The organism is Xylanibacter rarus (assembly GCF_001275135.1).
Taxonomy (GTDB): Bacteria; Bacteroidota; Bacteroidia; order Bacteroidales; family Bacteroidaceae; genus Prevotella; species Prevotella rara.
On sequence record NZ_LFQU01000001.1, the window covers coordinates 109,432 to 127,759 of the forward strand.

Genomic DNA, 18,328 nt, shown 5'->3' on the forward strand with positions numbered 1-18,328 from the left:
TAACATCTTACAGGTCAGCACCCACATCTCCACCGTCTATATCGTTCCACTTTGCAATGGTGGCTTCGCTGACTTCAAGGACTTTGTTGCGTACCTTGACGGTATAGGTATAGTTGTTGCCCGCCTGCAGTGCGCCGTCGGGCACGGTGAGTGTGGCATAATATTCCTGACCTTTGTAATTCACAACCAACGGCAGGGATGCAACTGTCTGCGGGAAGAGGATGATCGATGACGTGAGATTGCCGTCTGCCAGATTCATGGTCAGTTCTCCGGTCTGTGCCCCGTTGTCTGCGGTGGCAATACCGTCGGCCGTGTTGAACGTACCAGTGAGTAACAATCCGGCCAGCGTGTAACGTTCAGGCTTGACCACGCTGAAATTCACGCCGTCGCCCGCCTCGAAGGTAAGGGTTATCTGGCTCATGCGGTGGTGGAAGGAGTTGTCTTCACCGCCTTTGGCGGTTTTGTCGGTGAAGCTTACTACCGGGTTGTTTTTGTCTCCCGTGGCTCCTGAAGCAAAGAGGAAGTCGATGGCAGGCTGGTTCTGCTGCGCCGTGGCATCGGTCGTGGCAGCGAGGATGCCTCCCGCCGCGTTGTACGGATAGTAGGCGCGGAAAGTATGGGTCTTTGTATCTTCGATATAGATGACCTTTCCTTCTGCCTCAAATTTCCCGTTTTTCAGGATGAAAGGCACGTTGCCGTACTGGGAATCGTTGCCGATGTCGGTGATGCCGATACGGTCGCCGTTGTCCCAGGTGGTTCCGCTGGCGCGGGTGGCGGGGGCGATGTTGGCGGTAAACTGGGCGGCCACGGGGTCACCGTTCAGGTTCTCGTTGTCGTTGTTGCAGGCTACAAGTGCGAGGGCGAGCGCTGCAAGTGCAAAAAATCTTGTCTTCATTATATCTGTCATTTTATTAGTTAAATTCCATTTCAATAATTGCTGCACCTCAGCAAAATCAAAGCAAGCTTTGCTTCTGTGTTCGGGTTGCTAATTATTTACAAATCGGCATTTACATCATCACCTTTCACTTCTTCCCAGCCGTTGATTTCGACTCCGTCCACTTCCATGCCTTCGGGAGTCTCAACCAGCGTTCCGCCGAGGGTCAGCGATTCGCCCTTTCCGGTGTTGAACCCCTTGAGGGCTTCCGTGATGTCGCTTTTCAGCGTCGTGGGGGTCGGGTTGCCGTCCGCATAGCGGATTTCACCCGTCAGCAGTTGTTCCGTGCCGGTCACACCCAGCAACCGCACCGTGGCTTTCCACTTGCCGGCATCGTCACCTTCGGTTATCTTGGTGAAGGGCAGCACGACGTTTGAAGCGGCTCCGTAGGTATCGGTAGCGAAATCGAGAGTTCTGGCTGCACCCGTCAGATGGGCAACAATCTCCGTGATGCGTCCGGCGGCATCCCCCGTCGGTTTGATGATAAGCGTCAGTTCGCGTACCTGCTGCTTCATTGCGGCGGTCAGCGGATAGTCCTTGTCTTTCTCGATGCTCACCTGTTTCGTATAGGTGAAGAACCATCCCGGGGCATTGTTCACAAAGGCATCCGTTCCTGCCCGGTTTCCCGTGGCTGCGGCAATGGTGGCGGTGGTACCATTTACCATGATTCCTTCAGCAGGGTTCCACACCGCAAGGGTGTAGCTGCCCGGAGCAAACAGATGGTTGGGGGCATGGGTGGCGGAAGTCTCCGTACCCGTATAGTCACCCATGGTAACCGTCCATGTGGTAGGTATGTCGATACCCTCACCGCGTGCCGACCAGTCGGCTGTCACCGCAATCTTCCCATAGTCGGGATGCGGCGTGTCATAAAGCGTGTCCTTCACGCAGGAAGAGAGCAGCACGGCGGCTGCCATTCCTACCATATTTATATATTGTCTTGCTTTCATACTCTATTCCTCCGTATTAGAATAACTTCCATACCAATGTCACACCGGCGTTGATGGGGCCACACCAATTTTTTGTCTCGTTGCCACAGCGCACGCGCACACCATCGATGACTTCATATTTTTCGAAATCAGCATTCAGGTAGCCCAAACCGAGGTTGAAATCAAGATCTAATGCCTTGTTTAGTCGCAGCTGATAGCCGGCGGTGATGCCGCCACCCATCAGGTCGCCCTGCTTGCCTGTTTCGGAAAGCTTGTAGTTGAACTGTCCAGCCTTGAACATCGCGCCCAGATGCCAGGCTTTCTTCTCACCCATATAGTAACGTACTTCCGGAGCCACTTCCCAGAGTGCATAGCGGCGGTCTTTGTCACTCCAGCTCCAAGAAGTCCACGAGCCGTTTACGGCAATGCCCCACGATGGACAGATGCGCCATTCAAGTCCTAAATCTGGTGTCAAGGTAGCCCAGCGCAGCAGGTTGGCACGCAGGGAGAGATGATAATCAGTTGTGATTTTGGTTTCCGACAGCGTGTCGGCAAGTGTATTTTGTTGAGCGGTTTTCTCGGCTTCTGCCTTTTCAGCGGCAAGTCGGGCTTCTTCCGCCTTGCGCTGCTCTTCGGCAAGCCGTTCCTGCTCGGCACGCTTCTCGGTTTCTAAGCGTTCGGCTTCCGCCTTGCGTCGTGCTTCTGCTTCCGCATCCGTCACGGCTGTTTCCTTTACCGGTACCGTCAGGCGCACGGTGACAAAATCACCCTCTGTCACATGATTGCGGGTAATGAAGTTTTCTTCCTTGATTTTCGCTCGTGTAATCAGTTCTGATTTCACACGGTTGGCACGAATCTTCGCTGTTGCAAGGTTCTTGACTTCACTGCTCTGCGAATTGCAATATCCGTCAACCAATAGCGGCAGTTTGCCGTCAAGAATTGTTGCTTTGTTGTTTTCGATACATTCCAACAGGCGGGCAAGTTCCGTGTCATTGCCATTCCAAGGCACGTAGAACATGTCCTTCTGCGTAACGAACCGGAAGGTGTAGGTCGTGTCTGCTTTCTGCTGCGCAATGACAGGAAAAGTTAGCGTCATCAGCCACAGAAACAGGGTAAGAAAAGTGATTTTTCTGCTCATATAAACTTGAATTCATTATCTTTGTCATCTCCAAAGGTAATAAATGCCATTCAGCGCCCAAAATATTACAAAAACTTTTTCTGTTGAAATACAGCGTTTTATAAAAAATTGTCGTTTGAGCACTTTTCAAATTGTCGTTTGAGCACCTTTTTGTCGAATTAGCACTTTTTTGTCGCTTGAGCACTTTTTGAAAATGGGCTTCTGAGACCTTTTTCATCGGCTTTTTACCACACAAATTATTCCAGATTTGCTTTTTTCCACTTGCCAGGCGTACATCCTTCCTTTTCGGTAAATGATTTGATAAAGTTACTGCGAGAAAGAAAGCCGGAAGACTCAGCCAGCTTCTGTATATTGATTTCCGGATGCTCCTTCAGTATGTTTTTCGCATACTCCAACCGGAGACCGGTTATCCATTCGCGGAATGTCATTTTATACGTAGTCTTGATATAAGCGGAAAGATAGGTACGGTTCGTATGAAGTATTTCGGACAGTTCTTTTATGGTAAGTCCCTGCTGGACATAGCCGTCTGTCTTTATCCAGTTGGCCACTTTCTCTATAATTTCTGTATAGGACACTGGAACTTCTTTCTCAGAAACTATTTTAGGTTCTGTTTCTGTATCTGTCAGAAGTTCTTCTTCAGACTGTATATCTTGCTCAAAAGCATTTTCCACCTGTTCATAGAACAGCAGGTAGTTCTGATAGCTGTAGAAAAGATAGCTGTAGAACGGTATTGACGACAAAATCCAGATAAAAACATATTTGTCTGGCAGAAATGTCAGCAATCCGCATCCGACACCGAAGATAACAGCCCAATAAGTGAATATGGAAAGCCATTCGATATATGTACCTATATCATCCGCCTGAGTTTCATTGAAAATCCGAATGGCTCTACGGTATGCAATTATGACTCTGCGAGCTAAAACGACTCCAAAAACGACTAACCATACAGCTAAAGCAAATAAAGAGAATTTTTGCATGATTCCGCTTGGCAACAGGAACAACACAACTCCGGAAAGAGTTGAAAATATAATCCATAAAATGATATGTGTCCACACACGCCGTTTGGTAATGTAAAAACGATCAAGCAACATTATCAATGCCGAACTGAACAGAGAATAGCACAGGAAGTATGTGGACATGTTCATCAATATGGCAGAATCCGCATTTTTGAATCGGATACCAAAGAAGAAATGTACCGAATAATTTGCCGAAAGCAGCAGCATAGCTATACCCATAATCTGTCGGGAGCGGAGATAATTCTTGAAAATTTTCTTTTCAGGAGTCTTTGCAAACAAAAAATAAAAGCCGAAGAATAACATCAACGGCAGTGCGGTATAAAGTGAAAAACTGTATATAGATATAGATGGCTCCATTGTTATGCTTATTTGATTTTGATACAAAGTTACGTCTTTTTCTTCACAAATAGACACATAATCTATGATTTAACGTTATAGATTCGGTCATATTAGATTGAAAAATTATTAGAATTAAAGCCAGTGGTGAAAAATTCAACCACTGGCTTTTTCTGTCAAGACTTCGATATTAAAGTTTTACACCTTTGGATTCCGATAAACCGAGTCTCCCTATAATTAAATGACTGCGTACAAAGTCCACGTGCGGGCTTTCCGGCTGTTGTTCCGTCTGTTTTTTCTCGTTGCCTTGCCGGTTCTCTTCCGTGTTTTCCTGAGCCGGAGCCAGCTCAAGCTGTATCTTGCGGTCCAGTGCGGCGAGTTCGGACTTCAGCTGTTTCAGCTCGTCCTCCTTCTTCCACACCTTGCCCGCTATCTCCTGCAACTGCGGAATCTCCTTTTCCAGCACTTCGTTCTTAGACTTGTACTGGTCGATGATGGTCGGAATCCTCTCCAATGCGTTCAGAAAGTTTCGTGCGGCAGCAATCGGGTCTGCCATCGCCAGATGCCCGTTGTTGTAGGTGTACTTGTAGTTCCCCTCCACCACGAAGCGGTTGTCGGTGAACTCCAGACCTTCTTTGAGTGTCCTCTCGCTGACCACCTTTATCGGAAAGCCGTAAAGTTCCCCGACAGCCTTGTACAGTCCACCAGTCGTGGCGTTCTTGGCGATTTCCTGCAAACGCTTACCGATGACCTTCTCATCCGTTGAATCCACGCCGTCCACCTTAACAAGATTAAGGCGGCTGCTTTCCTTATCAGTCTGCACAACGGAAAGAAAACGGTTCCAGTCTTCCGTCATGGCTTCGATGAAAGCCGTGTTGTTGCGCAGTTCTCCCGTCTTGGATTCCAGCTTGAACTCCGAATCGCGCTTGCCCTTGTTGAACGATTTGCGTTCCCCTTCGAGCGAGGCGATACGCTTCTCTAATTTCGCCTTATCCAAAAGGTCGGTATTGCCGGAGAGCAACGCCATATACTCCGAGAAGTTCATACCCGATTTTTCGTCCATTGCTCCCTCGTCGATGGTACGTGCGCCCATCGCTCCGCTTTTGAGCTGCGATATGAACGTCTGCTTGCAGTGCAGCAGATTGAACTTGTAGCTGTCCAGCGACTTTTCCACCGCGTAGATGATGACATCCACGTTGTTCTCGGCAAAATGCTTGGCAATCTCGTTCCCGGCTCTAACACCCCGTCCGTCACGCTGTTGCAGGTCGGACGGTCGCCACGGTGTATCAAGGTGATGGATGGCGACACATCTTTTCTGCGCATTCACGCCCGTTCCGAGCATACTTGTGGAGCCGAACAGCACGCGTACCGTCCCGGCGTTCATGGCATCTATCACCGCCTTACGAGCCTTATCCGTCTTACACTCCTGAATGAAGCGCACCTCACTTGCCGGTATGCCGTAATCCTCCACCAACTTGCGTTTTATCTCGCTGTACACGTTCCATCCTTCCCCCGGCTGGTATGTCCCCAAGTCGGAGAATACGAACTGCGTACCCTTGTGCGCCTCGTACTTGTGGTAATACTCTGCAATCATCTTGGCACAATGGCTTGCCTTGTTGTCGGGATGGTCCTCGTAGTTCGGGTCTATCATGCGCATATCAAGAGCCATCTTTCTCGCGTAGTCGGTGGCGATGAGCATCTTCGCCTTTTCCTCCGTTTCCGACAGGGGTAACCTGCCAAGCAGAGTGGCATCGCCGGTTTTGGCAAACTGCATCAGCTTCTGTATGAAGTCCTCCTGCTCCGGTGTGGGCGGTATGTGGTGCAGTATCTCATTCTTGTTTGGTCTGTCCACACCTACATCCTCCGCCGTGCGGTAGTCGGTAATCTCGTTGTAGAAGGCGGCAAGCTCCGGCACCTTGATGAAATAGCGAAAACGCTCCTTCTGAACGATATTGTTCGTTACGTTGAACTCAAAATCGGTCGTCTTTTTGGCGAAGATGGCAGCCCAAGCATCGAAACAGCGGATGTCCTGCCGTTCCAGTTCGTTGGGGCGCAGGTATTTGAAGAGCAGGTACAGTTCCGTCAGACTGTTGGAAATGGTCGTGCCCGAAAGGAACGTAGCCCCCAAGTCCTTGCCCGTGCGTTCCTGTATGGTACGGATGGCAAAGAGCATATTCAGGGCCTTCTGGCTTCCTTCCGAGTTTCCCAATCCCGCCACACGGTCATGACGGGTGTTGAAAGTCAAGTTCTTGAACTGGTGACTCTCGTCAATGAAGATGTGGTCGATGCCCATCTGCTTGAAGTCCACCACATCATCCGTGCGGGACTTGATAGCGTGTTCCACCTTCTCCAGCTTCGCCACAAGGTTGTGCTTGCGCTTCTCCAGCCCTTTCAGCATCGCCCGCGACACGTTCTTGCCCAGCTGCCGCAAGACTTCGAGGTTTTCCTCCACCGTATCAAGCTCCGCCTGCAGGATGCGCTGCTGCAACTCCGGTGACTGCGGTATCTTGCCGAACTGGTCGTGCGACATGATGACGCAATCGTAATCGTTATTTTTGATGTTGTTGAAAAAACGCACGCGGTTGGCGGTCGAGAAATCCTTTTCAGAAGCGTAGAGAATCCTCGCATTGGGATATGCCGCCTGATAGGTGGCGGCAATCTCCGCCACATTCGCTTTCAGCCCGATAATCATCGGCTTGTGCGCCAAGTTCAGACGCTTCATCTCATGTGCCGCTATGCACATTATCAGCGTCTTGCCGGTTCCCACCTCGTGGTCGCAGATTCCGCCGCCGTTCTGTTTCAGCATCCAGACGCAATCCTTCTGCGACGGGTAAACGCTCTTGATTCCCCGGCTTGCCAGCCCTTTCAGGTTGAGGTCGGGAAAAGTCTGGTGCGAGCCGTCATACTTCGGGCGCACGAAACAGTTGAACTTGCGGTTATACATCGTCGTGAGCCGTTCCTTGAACTGCGGCGACTGTTCTTCCAACCATTCGGAGAACCCGTTACGGATTTCGTCTATCTTCGCGTTGGCGAGCTGTATGCCCTCGCTGTCGCGTACCTTGATGTCGTTGCCGTTCTCGTCCTTGCCGATACTTTTCATCATGTCGGGGCAGGTGTTGTGCAGGGCGTGCTTCAACAGGTGCATACCGTCATAGTTCCGGTAATAGCCCTTTACTAAAAACTCGTCCGTGATCTTCATGGTGCGGTTGCCGCACGCCACGGAAAACTCGTCCATGCTTGCGGAGTAGGCTATTTTCACGTTCGTGTCGAAAAGGAGGCTCATGTAGGCGGCATACACACCCGTGGGAATCCAGCGTTCCCCGAAATTGAAGTCGAGGTCTTCAAAGGAGATGCGCTGCGGTTCGGCCTCCTTCAATGCCTCCCACGCCTGTTTCACCTCCGGGATCCGCTCACTTTCGGGATTGTCCTTCATCCAGCCCTCTATGCGTTCCGCCTTCTCTATCACGTTCCCCGCGATGAAGCGGTCTTTGATTTCGTAACCGGTTACGAGCGGGTTGTAGAAGATGCGCCCCTTGAGGGCACCAAGCAGTTCCTCTTCCGTGGTGTCGGTTATCTCCCGCATATAGCCGAGATTGACCGTGCCAAACTTGTTGAGCGATGCGGACAAGGCTTCTTCGGGAGAGCCTGCATTGACACGGCTCTCTACCGAGAAGGAAACGGGACGGTCGAAGATGTCCGCCTTGACAAACTTGCCGTCCTCCGCACGTTCCAGCGAAAGGATGTCGCGCCCTCCGGCATCCATCATCACCAGTTTCACGTTCTGTCTGGCGTTGAGGTTACCGTAACGCATGACAAACTCATCGTAGTAGGTGTTGAGATACCCGCGCTGCGGTTTGTGTTCCGTATGGTTCTCCGTCTCGTGGCTATACAGACGTTCGTAAGCGTCACGGAGCGATATATACAGCATCGCTTTCTCTTTTTGATAGCCACGAAGGTCGAGCGGTTGGAAGGTCGCACCGTAAGGCGTGAGGTCTTTCAAGTAACCGAGATTGCGTGAAGCATCCAGCACCATCGAGCCGTCACGGTGGTGTGGCTCCAGCAGGCCGTTGAACGGACGGGGAGAATGGTCCATGACTTCCTCCTTCGGCTTTTCCGTTTCAAGTTCCGGGAACAGGGAAGTGGCAACCGTTTCGGAAGTAGGCACAACTTCTGCCAGTGTTTCAGGTTGCTTTATTTCTTCCGTTTGTTCCGGCTTTTTATCCATATTGTCCGAAGAAGGCGCAAAAGCAGGGTTCAACGTGTCTTTGATACCCATCTTTTTCAGTTGTTCCTGCCTGTGCCGTTCTGCCTCAAGCCGTAGGGTCTTGCGCCGTTCCGCTGTCAGGCTCATCATTGTCTCATAGAAGCCGTTGATGGGAGGATTGGTTTCCCAATCCAGAGTGGCGTAAATGTCGTCCGGGTCGTTTGGCTTTTCGGCATTTTCCGGCTTTTCTTCCTTATTACCGTTTACCGGCTTGGCGGCTTCAACGGGTGGAGTAACTTTGACCTGCGGTTTAGGCGTGGACGGCATAGGCTTCGGCTTGCTTTCCTTTTTCGCTGCCTTTTTCTTTTTAACGGTTCCTCTATGGGCATACCCCAAAGGTCGAGCAGGGTAAGCTGCACGGCTGACGAATGATTGGGTTGGCGCGGCTCAATCTCCGGCTTTTCCTCTATGGGCTGTGCCTGCGGCTTCTCCACTCCCTTGACAGGCTCAATTACAGAAACGGGGGCTATTACAGAAGGTGATACCTTTTCTGTTTTCGGAGCAGGTTGCACTTCCGCAGCCGTGCTTTCCTCCTTTGTCGGATGCAGGCTGTGTTTCTCATACAGTTTCCTGTCAAGTTGTTGCAGTTCTATTTTCAGATGCTCCCGCAAGTCTTCCGCCAGTTGTGCGATGTCCCCACGGTGCAGGAGTTTATAGGCTGGTTTCCCGTATGGGTCGGTACTTCTGATTAAATCCGTGTGTGAAAGCGAGCCGATGCTCCATACATACCCATTTACGGAAGTGCCGATAGGGGTCTGTTCGGTCTGCACGAAGAGTTTTTCGTTGTAATACAGTTCACCATTCTTTCCGCTGTTCTTTTGCAGGATAATCAGGTCGCTGCCCACCTCCGTTCCCGCGTTATCCGTAAAGAGGTTGTTCGGCAGGCGGGCTACGCCCACCAGATTGGCATGGTTCATCATATACTCGCGTATGGGCGCGTTGGTCGGGGCATCCAGTACCCCCTGCGAGGTGATGAACGCCACGATTCCGCCTTCACGCACCGCGTCAAGGCTTTTCAGGAAAAAGTAATTGTGTATCGTCCGTGCCGCCGAGTGCCTTGCAGGATCCTTGCTGCCCGAAAATTCCGGGTCGAACACCGCCACATCGCCAAACGGTATATTGGAGACAGCCAAATCAAAATGGTTCATGAACGGCTTTTCTATCTTCTCGAAGCCCTGTACCCTTACTTTCTGTCCGGGATGCAGGTGCTTCAGTATCTTGCCCGTCATCAGGTCTTTCTCAAAAGCCATGATGTCCGCGTCCGGTCTGTTCTCCAGCACGGCGTCCACGAATGCACCGACACCTGCCGACGGCTCCAGCACCCGGTCGGGACGGATGCCGTGTTCATGCAGCACGTCCGCGATGGTCCCGGTTATCTCCGGCGGGGTATAGAAGGCGGTCAGCACGGACTGCTTCATGGCATCCATATACCGTTTGTACTCCGTCTCGTCTTTTGTGTTCTCCCGCAGCAACCTGTGCAGTTCCACGGTAGGGGCAAACAGTTCGAGGTCGGACTTCGCCCAGTGGACGGCATCCGTCAGTTCCCTTGCAGGGTTGAGTATGCTCTTCAGTCCCCCGAACCCGCAATAACGCTCTAACAAGAGCCGTTCGCGTGCGGTGGGTGTGCGCTGTTCCCTGTCAAGGAGGAATGCCGTCCGTATCGCCTCGATGTTGTCCCTCAACCTCTGTTTGCGGTTAAACGCCATACTCTTCGATATAGAGGATGACGGCTCCCGTCAGCTCCGTGTAGAGCAGGTCATATTCGGGCGACAGGGCGAAATTGTCGTCCGAGAGGTCATAGATGGAGAATACGTTTCCGACAAGCGGCAGCAGCTTCTGGGTAAAGGCTTCACATTTTTCTTCCGGCACTTCACCCGCAAATTCGTTCTCCACGACTTCGCGCAGGATGGCGTGCCTGGAGTAGCGAAGGCCCTCCGTCAGCACCTTCATCGCCAGTTCCTGCGCCCCGTCGACAGGATAGCCTTCGAGCCTTGCCCGTTCATACGCTTCGGCGGCACGGTCGGTTCTTTCTCGGATGAAGGCTTCATCGGCTGCCTGTTCAAACTTGTTCGTGGTGAGGTAGTCCAGCAGGTACAGACCGTAATAGGAAAAGTCGGTCCGACCCTCGTTTTTCTTCTTGTTGTTCATTTCTTTGGAATTTAGTGGATTGATAATGATGATAGGGATAATCGTTGGAAAACGAGAAGAAAAAGGCACCCGGTATCCCTCCGAGTGCCACCACTAAATCCAAAGTATGAGTGTAATCCGGTATCGAAGAACAATTCATTACTCTGAACCAGTGGCAAAGTTAAACATTTATTTTCTTCTTTTCGCAGAGGTCGCTTTACTTTTCCTTTCTGGGAACACGAAAACCGTGTTATAGTCCCCGTCAAAGGCGACTACGGCATCAAAACTCTTGCCCTGCTTGCTCTTGAATCCTTTGAGCAGTTTCGTGTGTCCGTCGGTGAGCAGGTTTTTGATTTCATCATCAGAGAGGGTGCGGTTTGCTTTCAGGCGGAACACGGGCAGACCGCACTCCGCGTTGTCGCAGCGGACGACCTTGCCGTAAAACTGCATCGTCCCCGCTCCGCACTTGGGACACTTGCAGCCGGAATCCCTGCGGGCGAACAGCTTGTCGCACGACAGCAGTTCGGAGGTAATTTCCCGTGTATATGCCTCAATCTTCCTGCGGAAGTCATCGGCGGGCAGTTCCCCACGCTCGATGCGTGCCAATTCCTTTTCCCATTCGCCCGTCATGGCGACATCGGCAATACGCATCGCCTTCACGACCGAGTAGAGGGCAAGCCCTTTTTCGGTGGGGACAAGCGACTTCTTGCAGCGTTCCATATAGCCGCGCTTGAAAAGCGTTTCGATGATGGACGCACGGGTGGCGGGCGTGCCGATGCCGCAATCCTTCATAGCCTGCCGCAATGCGTCGTCCTCTATCTCCTTGCCAGCCGTTTCCATCGCGGACAGCAGAGTGGCTTCGGTATGCTGCGGCTTGGGTTTGGTCTTTCCCTCCGTGATGGAGGCGGCTTTCAGTGCCAGCGTGTCGCCTTCCTGCCAACAGGGAATGGCGGCGGTTTCCTCTTGGCTGTTGTTCTCTTCTCCATTCTCCTTGCCATAGACGGCACGCCATCCGGCCTGCCTGATGATGCTGCCTTTTGCCACGAACTCCACTCCGGCACACTCTGCCGTGACGGTGGCAGTGTCCTTGACGCATTTTTCGGAGAAAGCCTCAAGCATGCGCCCGACTATCATGTGATAGACGGTGCTGTCCTCTTTGGAGAGGAACAGCGGCTTCTCGCCCGTGACGAGCAGGGCATGGTGGTCTGTCACCTTGCCGCCGTCCAAGCTGCGGCGTGTCGGCACGGCTTTCGGCTGCAACTTGTCCTTCCATTCGGGCAGGCTGCCGATGAAGGCAAGCAGCTTGGGGATTTCCGCGAACACGTCTTCGGGAATATAGCGGCTTCCGGTTCTCGGATAGGTGATGAGCTTCTTCTCGTAGAGCTTCTGGGCGATTTCAAGCGTCTGTTCCGCCGTGAAGCCATGCTTGGCGTTGGCTTCCTTCTGGAGCGTGGTCAGGTCGTACAGGAGCGGAGTTTCCTCTATCTTCTCCTTGCGTTCCGCTTTCGTGACGGTGGCTGTGCCTGTTTCCTTTACCTTATTATATAAGACTGTGGCAGGCTCCATCTCCTTCCATTTCCCGGTGGAAGAGAATTTCACGGTATCACCATCGCCTCCGTCAGCGGCAATATGGAGTTGCCAGAAAGGTTCCACCGTGAAGCGGCGGTTTTCCCAGTAGCGTGCGCACACCATCGCCAGCGTGGGTGTCTGTACCCGTCCGACGGAATACGTGCCGTGTCCGGCGGCGATGGAGAGAGCCTGCGTGCCGTTGATGCCCACGAGCCAGTCGGATTCGCTCCGCGCTTTGGCGGCGAGGTAGAGGTTGTCATACTTGCTCCCCGCTTCGAGGTTGCGCAGTCCATCGCGGATGGCCTTGTCGGTAAGCGAGCTTATCCAGAGGCGCACGAAAGGGGTGGCGCATCCTATGTAATGGTAGAGGTATCGGAAGATAAGTTCGCCCTCGCGACCGGCATCGGTCGCCACGATGATCTGTTCGCTGCCGTTGAACAGGCGGCTGATGATTTTTATCTGCGACACCACGCCGCTGTCGGGTTTGTAACTCTTCTCTGTCTTTTCCTGACGGGGAATGAGCGTGAAGGTTTCGGGAATGACGGGCAGGTTGTCACGGACGAAGCCGCGTATGCCGTAACCGTCGGGCATGGCAAGCTGGACAAGGTGTCCGAATGCCCATGTCACGGCATAGCCGCCTCCCTCGAAATACCCTTCCTCTCTTTTTGTCGCGCCCACGATGCGGGCAATTTCACGTGCCACGGATGGCTTTTCTGCAATGATTGTCTTCATGCTAATTACTTTTTTATGAATTATTACTTTGGATTTAGTGGCGGACACGGGATGTTACATCTTCATGCCCTTATTGTTTCTCTTCTGAGGCTTCTCCTGCTGCTTTTGCTGTTTGTCGTCTTTCGGAGCGGTCTGTCCCTTCTGCAACGGCTCTTTCAGGTTCTTGGTCGCCTCGTTGGTCTTGCCCTCGCTGTTCACCGCCACCTGTGTGCGGCTTTCGTTGGAGGGGGCTACCTTCTGTGCGTTGTCAGGATTGGTGTCGTAGCGATAAGGACGACCCTTCTCCGGGTTGAACTTGATATACATCGTGGCATGGAAACCCTGTTTGTCTGTCACGTTCTCCAGCTTTATCGCCTTACCCGCTGCGTAATCGGCTTTCTGCTGGTCGGTGAAGTTCACGCCGCTCCATTTGCTGATGGGGCGGATGCTGCCGTCTGCGTTCGTCCACGTGTTGCGGCGTTGCTCTTTCTGTGGAGCTGCGGAATTTTCCATGCCCTGAGCCTGTCCTTGTGTGGGATTGTTCTTGGCTTCCTGCGTCTGGGCAGTACGGGGCGACCTGCCGGTTCCCGGTACGAACTCCACGCCTCGCTGCTCTACATTCACTTGAAGAGTGGTGACGAATTTCCTGCCGTCGTTGCGCTCAATAAGTTTGTCGCGCACGGGCAGCCCGGCACGCAGCATATCCTGTTCCTGCTTGGTGATTTCCGTCTTGCCGATGCGCTCCGGTATGCGCACCTTGTTTGCAGGAATGTCCGTGATTTCATTCGTCTTGCGGTCTATGCTGATGAACGAGGGGATGATTTCACCCGTTTCCTTGTCCACGATGTCCACGACCCTGCCGAGATTGCCCGTTTCACGCAGGTTCTTACGGTCTTCGTCGGAGAACTTGTGTTCCTTGTACTCGTCGAGTTTCTGCTCCTTGCGGATGAAGTGCGGCACGAGGCTGACATTGCCTTCACCGTCCTTCTTGAAGGAAAGGCGGGCATCCAGTTCAAAAGCCTCGCCGCCGAACTTGGGCGACACTTTCACCAAATCGGACTTGCCGTAGTTGAGCATCTTGTTCAGATCACCGGACTTTTCAAGGTCGTCACGTTTCACACCCCATTTCTCTTCCAGCTCCTGCCAGTTGATTTTGCTCTCGTCAATGGGTTGGTAGCCACGTCTTCCCTGCGCCTGTTGTTGCGGGCTTTCCTGATTCTGTTCCTGCTTCTTTTCCATTTCTTCCTGTTTTTGGGTTTCTTTGGGTTGTCCTTCCTGTTTTTGTTCCGGCATCCCGGCGGTCTGTTCTTCCTTTACCTGCTTTTCGTAGCCGGAAGTGTCCACCTTGTGGGGCGCAAGCAGTTCCTTGTTGGCTTCGGGGTCTTTCAGCAGATCTTTCATCACCTCCATCAGTTTGTCGGCTTGGTCTGCCGCGAAACGGTAGAAACCGAAGCGGCTGGGTTCCTTGCACTGCCGGAAGAAGTTTTTGAAGAAGTTGTCCAGCACGTCGCCGTGGCGGTCGAATTGCAGGAAACTCTGTGCGTTCTCCGCCTTTGCGGGGGTACGCTTGGGTGAGCCGTCGGCATTAAGCCCGGCTACCACACTGATCTCGCCCGTCTTCTCGTCGCGGACTATCAGCACGTCTTTTTCTGTTGTTTTCTTTGCCATTTGAAAAATGTTTTAATGGGTTATTTATTAAAGAAATTATGGATACGCGCCTTGTAGAAGGCTATATCTTCCTTGCGGAAATCCTTTACGTGTTCGGAGAGGAATGTCAGTACGTCCTCCTCGCTGTAATAGGTCTTTTTGCCGAGCGTCTTGTACGGCAATGCACCGATGCTGCGGTAGCGCTGCAGGGTACGCTTGCTTATCTGGAGCAGCATGCAGAGGTCTTGGTTGTCGAACATCCTGATACTTTCCATCGGGTTCGGGGCTTTGCCGGACGGTCGCAGGGAGAGCAGCAGCTCGTCCTGACGGTCGAGCCGTTCCATCAGCTTCTGCATCCAGTCCTCAAAATTGTTTCGTGTAAGCAGTTCCATATCTTATGTCCTCCTTCCTTTGGGTTTGCCGCCGCCCGTGCGCAGCGTGTGGTTGCGTTTCAGTTCCGTCAGTGTCGCTGCATCTTCTGCCACGGTGCAGTCTGCGAGCAGGCGGTCTATTTCCGACCGGCGGTAGCGGCATTTGCCGCGCAGCACGATATAGCCGATGCGCTGTTCGCTGCGCATACGTTGGAGGGTACGGGTACTCACGTTCAGCAGGTGCGCCGCCTCGCGGGTGGTGAGCAGCATGTCGGAAGACTCTCCCTTCCTTTCACCGGAAACGGCACGCACATAGACCGCTATCTCGGCTATCTGTTCCGTCAGGGCGGTGAAGGCGGAACTTTCAATCGTTATCACTTTCATATTTTGTCCTTTCTTTTGTTTCTCTGCGGCAAAATTCGGCAATAAACAAAAGGGGCTTTAACAACTCATTACGTGACTCACGTAAGATTTTCTTTGAAAGTGACTCCGTAACCCGGACAACCGGCGCAACAAGCTGCCGTATAGCGGAAAACGGCACGCATTCAAGGCGACTGCGTTACCTTTGCGGTAAATCATTAAATGTTTTGGTATATGGAAATCGTATCTATCGAGAAAAAGACCTTCGAGATGATGCTGGCGTCATTCAACGCCCTCTCGGAGAAAGTCGCCGCCCTCAGGCGCAAAAGCGACGGCGGGCGGCTGGAAAGGTGGCTCACGGGCGAGGAGGTCTGCGGGCAGTTGAGAATCAGCCCGCGCACGTTGCAGTCATTGCGTGACAGGCGGCTTATCGGCTACTCGCAGATAAACCGCAGGTTCTATTACAGGCCGGAGGAGGTCAGGCGGCTGATTCCGCTTATCGGCACGATCTATCCCGATGGAAAATGACTCTGTTTTTATTAACCACTTAATCCGATGTTATGATGAACGAGAACAACGAGGTTTTCACAATGGAGGACGAGCCGGTTGCCACCGCGATACAGAATATGCTCAAAGGCTCCAAATGGCTCTCCGCATTTTTGGAAAGTTACCGTCCGCCACTGGACGGGGAACATTACCTGACGGACAAGGAGGTGGCGGAAATGCTCCGGGTAAGCCGCCGCACCTTGCAGGAGTATCGCAACAACAGGATGCTGCCCTTTATCCTTCTGGCAGGTAAGGTGCTTTATCCCGAATCGGGACTGCGTGAACTGTTGGAGGCGAATTACCTCAAGCCGCAGGAATAAGGCGGTTGCATGAAAAAAAGGAAACGGACGGCACCCGATGGCGTTGTCCGTTTCCTTTTTCGTTATCTGTATGCGTGTTCAGCAATATCCGGTTTTCCCGTTCTGTATGAACATCACGTATGCCTGCCTCTTTTCCTTTGAGAGTGCCTTTTCCACCAGCCACATGCGGAACACGTGTGTATAGTAGGTATTCAGCCGGAAGGCTACTGGAATGATGATTTCAAGCGAGTAAACATCCGCGTACAGGCCGTTTTCAAGCTGTATGTAGCGGCATACCTCGTAGTCGTTCAGCACGTCCGACTTGCGGACGGCTTTGATGGCGGCGTTCACTGCCGGGACGGTGGCATGGAACTCTTCGGCGATTTCCCCGGCGGTCATCCATACCTCGTTACCGGTTACGCTGACCGTCTTGTCCTCTATAATGATTATGTCACGTTTCATGGCGTCTCTGTTTTAGATGGTACATCCTGCAAATTCCTCGATTTGGTTCAATCTCGCGGCAAGGTTCTCCATGTCTTGGTTGAGTTTCTCTTTGGTTATCTTCGCGTATATCTGCGTTGTCTTTATACTCTTGTGTCCCAGCATGGAACTGACTGTTTCGATGGGTACACCGTTGGAGAGGAACACCGTCGTGGCTGCCGTATGGCGGCTCTGATGCCACGTGATATGCTTGGTGATGCCGCAACGCTTGGCGACGGCACGGATTCCGGCGAGGCACGTGTTGTAGTGGGGAACAGGGAAAATCCTGCCGTTTTCGCACAGCCCGCGGTATTTGTCGATGATTTGTTTCGCAATGTCAAGCAGGCGGATGTTAGACACCACGCCCGTCTTCTGGCGGTTGATGTTTATCCACTCGTGTTCATCGAAGTAGGTGCGGATGTTCTCTTCCGTCAAATTGCGCATATCGGCGAATGACAAGCCCGTGAAGGCGCAGAACAGGTAGAGGTCGCGGTATAGTTCCTGTTTGGCGTTCTTCAGTTTACCTTCCATCAGCAGGCGAATTTCGTCTTTGGTCAGGAAACTGCGTGTCGTTTCCTCCTTCTTGATTTCATACTCCCTGAACGGGTCGCGTGTGAGCCATTCGTTGTTGATGGCGATGAACACCATCGTCCGAAGCGGGCATACATACAGCCACACGGTATTGGTGCAGCAGTGTTTGTCCGTGCGCAGAAACATCTCGAAGTCGGAAATGAAAGCGGGGGTAAGCTCTTTCAACGCGATGTCCTTCACGTGGTAACGGATGTTGAGAAACTCTTGCAGGTGCTTGTAAACGGTCTTGTACTTCAAGAGTGTGCCTTTGGCTTTCATGCCTGCTTCCACCTGCTTGGCATAGTCCTCGTTGTGTTGCTGGAACACCTGCATCAGCGTGTGATAGCGGTGTTCCAGTCCGAGAAAGGCGTTCTTCACCTTCTCTGCCGTGACGAAGTTGTCACGCTCCATGATTTCCTGATAGTGCTTGTTGATGCGCACCCGCATCTTGTCAAGCATGCGGTTCGTTTCGAGTGCCGCCGTGCTTCTGCCCGTGACACGTCCCCCTTTGGTGTCCCACAATTTGGGATCGATGGTCAGTTTGCAACTGAATTGCGTCTGGCTGCCGTCCACCGTGATGCGTCCCATGACGGGAACCGTCCCGTCTTTTTTCACTACCTGACGTTTGAGGTAGTAAATAACTGAAAATGTACTCTTCATCGTCCTTAATTTTTTTGTTCAAAATTAGTTGGTGAAGAGCCCTCCTCTGATACGCAAATTGCGGAAGAACGGCGCAATCTTTTTTCGTTACCGGATTTTTTGCGTGAGTTGTCAGTAACTCACTAATCCTTAAAGCCTTGTTTCGTTATTCGTGTCCATTTCGTCACCTATTGAGCGTGGTTACGAACAAGTAACGTAGCTCCGTCTTGATTTGGCTTCGGCGTGGATTGTAATGGCTCTCGGAATAATTGGCAGCGTAAATGAAACCCCTGTAAATCAAATCCATTACCATATTCTTCCGCATTTCACTTTTTTGTAGTAACTTTGCAGTCTAAAAGATAACATCTGAATATGCTGTTAAAATAGATGCAGAC

At 52.1% G+C, this 18,328-nt stretch carries 13 protein-coding genes and 2 pseudogenes; 2 read left to right on the forward strand and 13 right to left on the reverse strand.

The window, feature by feature from the left end; all coding sequences use genetic code 11:
* Nucleotides 1-7: 7 nt before the first annotated feature.
* The 11 genes and pseudogenes from ACU52_RS00520 to ACU52_RS00565 all read right to left on the reverse strand — a co-directional run bounded on the left by ACU52_RS00520 (nucleotide 8) and on the right by ACU52_RS00565 (nucleotide 15,423).
* Entirely contained in the window at nucleotides 8-895 is an 888-nt protein-coding gene (locus tag ACU52_RS00520) for a fimbrillin family protein (RefSeq protein ID WP_053397505.1), read from the reverse strand.
* Nucleotides 896-993: 98 nt separating this feature from the next.
* Nucleotides 994-1,881: a FimB/Mfa2 family fimbrial subunit gene (locus ACU52_RS00525; RefSeq protein ID WP_004310046.1), complete on the reverse strand. Its 888-nt coding sequence runs from the start codon at nucleotides 1,879-1,881 to the stop codon at nucleotides 994-996.
* A 16-nt stretch (nucleotides 1,882-1,897) separates the two neighbouring features.
* The gene (locus ACU52_RS00530) at nucleotides 1,898-2,998 is read right to left on the reverse strand and encodes a DUF3575 domain-containing protein (RefSeq protein ID WP_008645876.1); all 1,101 of its coding nucleotides are present in this window, start codon (nucleotides 2,996-2,998) and stop codon (nucleotides 1,898-1,900) included.
* 236 nt (nucleotides 2,999-3,234) lie between these two features.
* The gene (locus ACU52_RS00535) at nucleotides 3,235-4,317 is read right to left on the reverse strand and encodes a helix-turn-helix domain-containing protein (protein WP_053397352.1); all 1,083 of its coding nucleotides are present in this window, start codon (nucleotides 4,315-4,317) and stop codon (nucleotides 3,235-3,237) included.
* Between the two features lie 223 nt (nucleotides 4,318-4,540).
* Nucleotides 4,541-8,539: pseudogene (locus ACU52_RS00540) on the reverse strand (helicase-related protein); the annotation flags it as partial.
* 116 nt (nucleotides 8,540-8,655) lie between these two features.
* A pseudogene (locus tag ACU52_RS15960) lies at nucleotides 8,656-10,320 on the reverse strand (N-6 DNA methylase); the annotation flags it as partial.
* Nucleotides 10,310-10,762 (reverse strand): DUF1896 domain-containing protein, encoded by a 453-nt coding sequence (locus ACU52_RS00545; RefSeq protein ID WP_034527511.1) that lies wholly within the window; start codon nucleotides 10,760-10,762, stop codon nucleotides 10,310-10,312. The gene ACU52_RS00545 and the pseudogene ACU52_RS15960, both read right to left, overlap by 11 nt.
* A 168-nt stretch (nucleotides 10,763-10,930) precedes the next feature.
* Nucleotides 10,931-13,042 (reverse strand): type IA DNA topoisomerase, encoded by a 2,112-nt coding sequence (locus ACU52_RS00550; RefSeq protein WP_053397353.1) that lies wholly within the window; start codon nucleotides 13,040-13,042, stop codon nucleotides 10,931-10,933.
* Between the two features lie 54 nt (nucleotides 13,043-13,096).
* Complete coding sequence (locus ACU52_RS00555; RefSeq protein WP_053397354.1) at nucleotides 13,097-14,689, reverse strand: DUF3945 domain-containing protein; 1,593 nt, start codon at nucleotides 14,687-14,689, stop codon at nucleotides 13,097-13,099.
* 20 nt (nucleotides 14,690-14,709) lie between these two features.
* On the reverse strand, nucleotides 14,710-15,060 hold the full coding sequence (locus tag ACU52_RS00560) for a helix-turn-helix domain-containing protein (protein ID WP_004308425.1): 351 nt from the start codon (nucleotides 15,058-15,060) through the stop codon (nucleotides 14,710-14,712).
* A gap of 3 nt (nucleotides 15,061-15,063) precedes the next feature.
* Nucleotides 15,064-15,423 carry a helix-turn-helix domain-containing protein gene (locus ACU52_RS00565; RefSeq protein WP_005830221.1) on the reverse strand — a complete coding sequence of 120 codons (360 nt, stop codon included), beginning with the start codon at nucleotides 15,421-15,423 and terminating at the stop codon, nucleotides 15,064-15,066.
* 210 nt (nucleotides 15,424-15,633) lie between these two features.
* Between ACU52_RS00565 and ACU52_RS00570 the strand changes: the two genes are divergently transcribed.
* Both ACU52_RS00570 and ACU52_RS00575 read left to right on the forward strand, forming a co-directional pair.
* A complete protein-coding gene (locus ACU52_RS00570) occupies nucleotides 15,634-15,927 on the forward strand; it encodes a helix-turn-helix domain-containing protein (RefSeq protein WP_008645702.1) in 294 nt (97 codons plus the stop codon).
* A 32-nt stretch (nucleotides 15,928-15,959) separates the two neighbouring features.
* Nucleotides 15,960-16,265 (forward strand): helix-turn-helix domain-containing protein, encoded by a 306-nt coding sequence (locus tag ACU52_RS00575; protein ID WP_032567530.1) that lies wholly within the window; start codon nucleotides 15,960-15,962, stop codon nucleotides 16,263-16,265.
* 78 nt (nucleotides 16,266-16,343) lie between these two features.
* Here the strand turns inward: ACU52_RS00575 and ACU52_RS00580 are convergent, their stop codons facing one another.
* Together ACU52_RS00580 and ACU52_RS00585 are read right to left on the reverse strand one after the other, a co-directional pair.
* Entirely contained in the window at nucleotides 16,344-16,706 is a 363-nt protein-coding gene (locus ACU52_RS00580) for a virulence RhuM family protein (protein ID WP_004308431.1), read from the reverse strand.
* A 12-nt stretch (nucleotides 16,707-16,718) separates the two neighbouring features.
* Nucleotides 16,719-17,954, reverse strand: coding sequence for a site-specific integrase (locus ACU52_RS00585; protein WP_004308432.1), 1,236 nt, complete (start codon nucleotides 17,952-17,954; stop codon nucleotides 16,719-16,721).
* Between the last annotated feature and the right edge of the window lie 374 nt (nucleotides 17,955-18,328).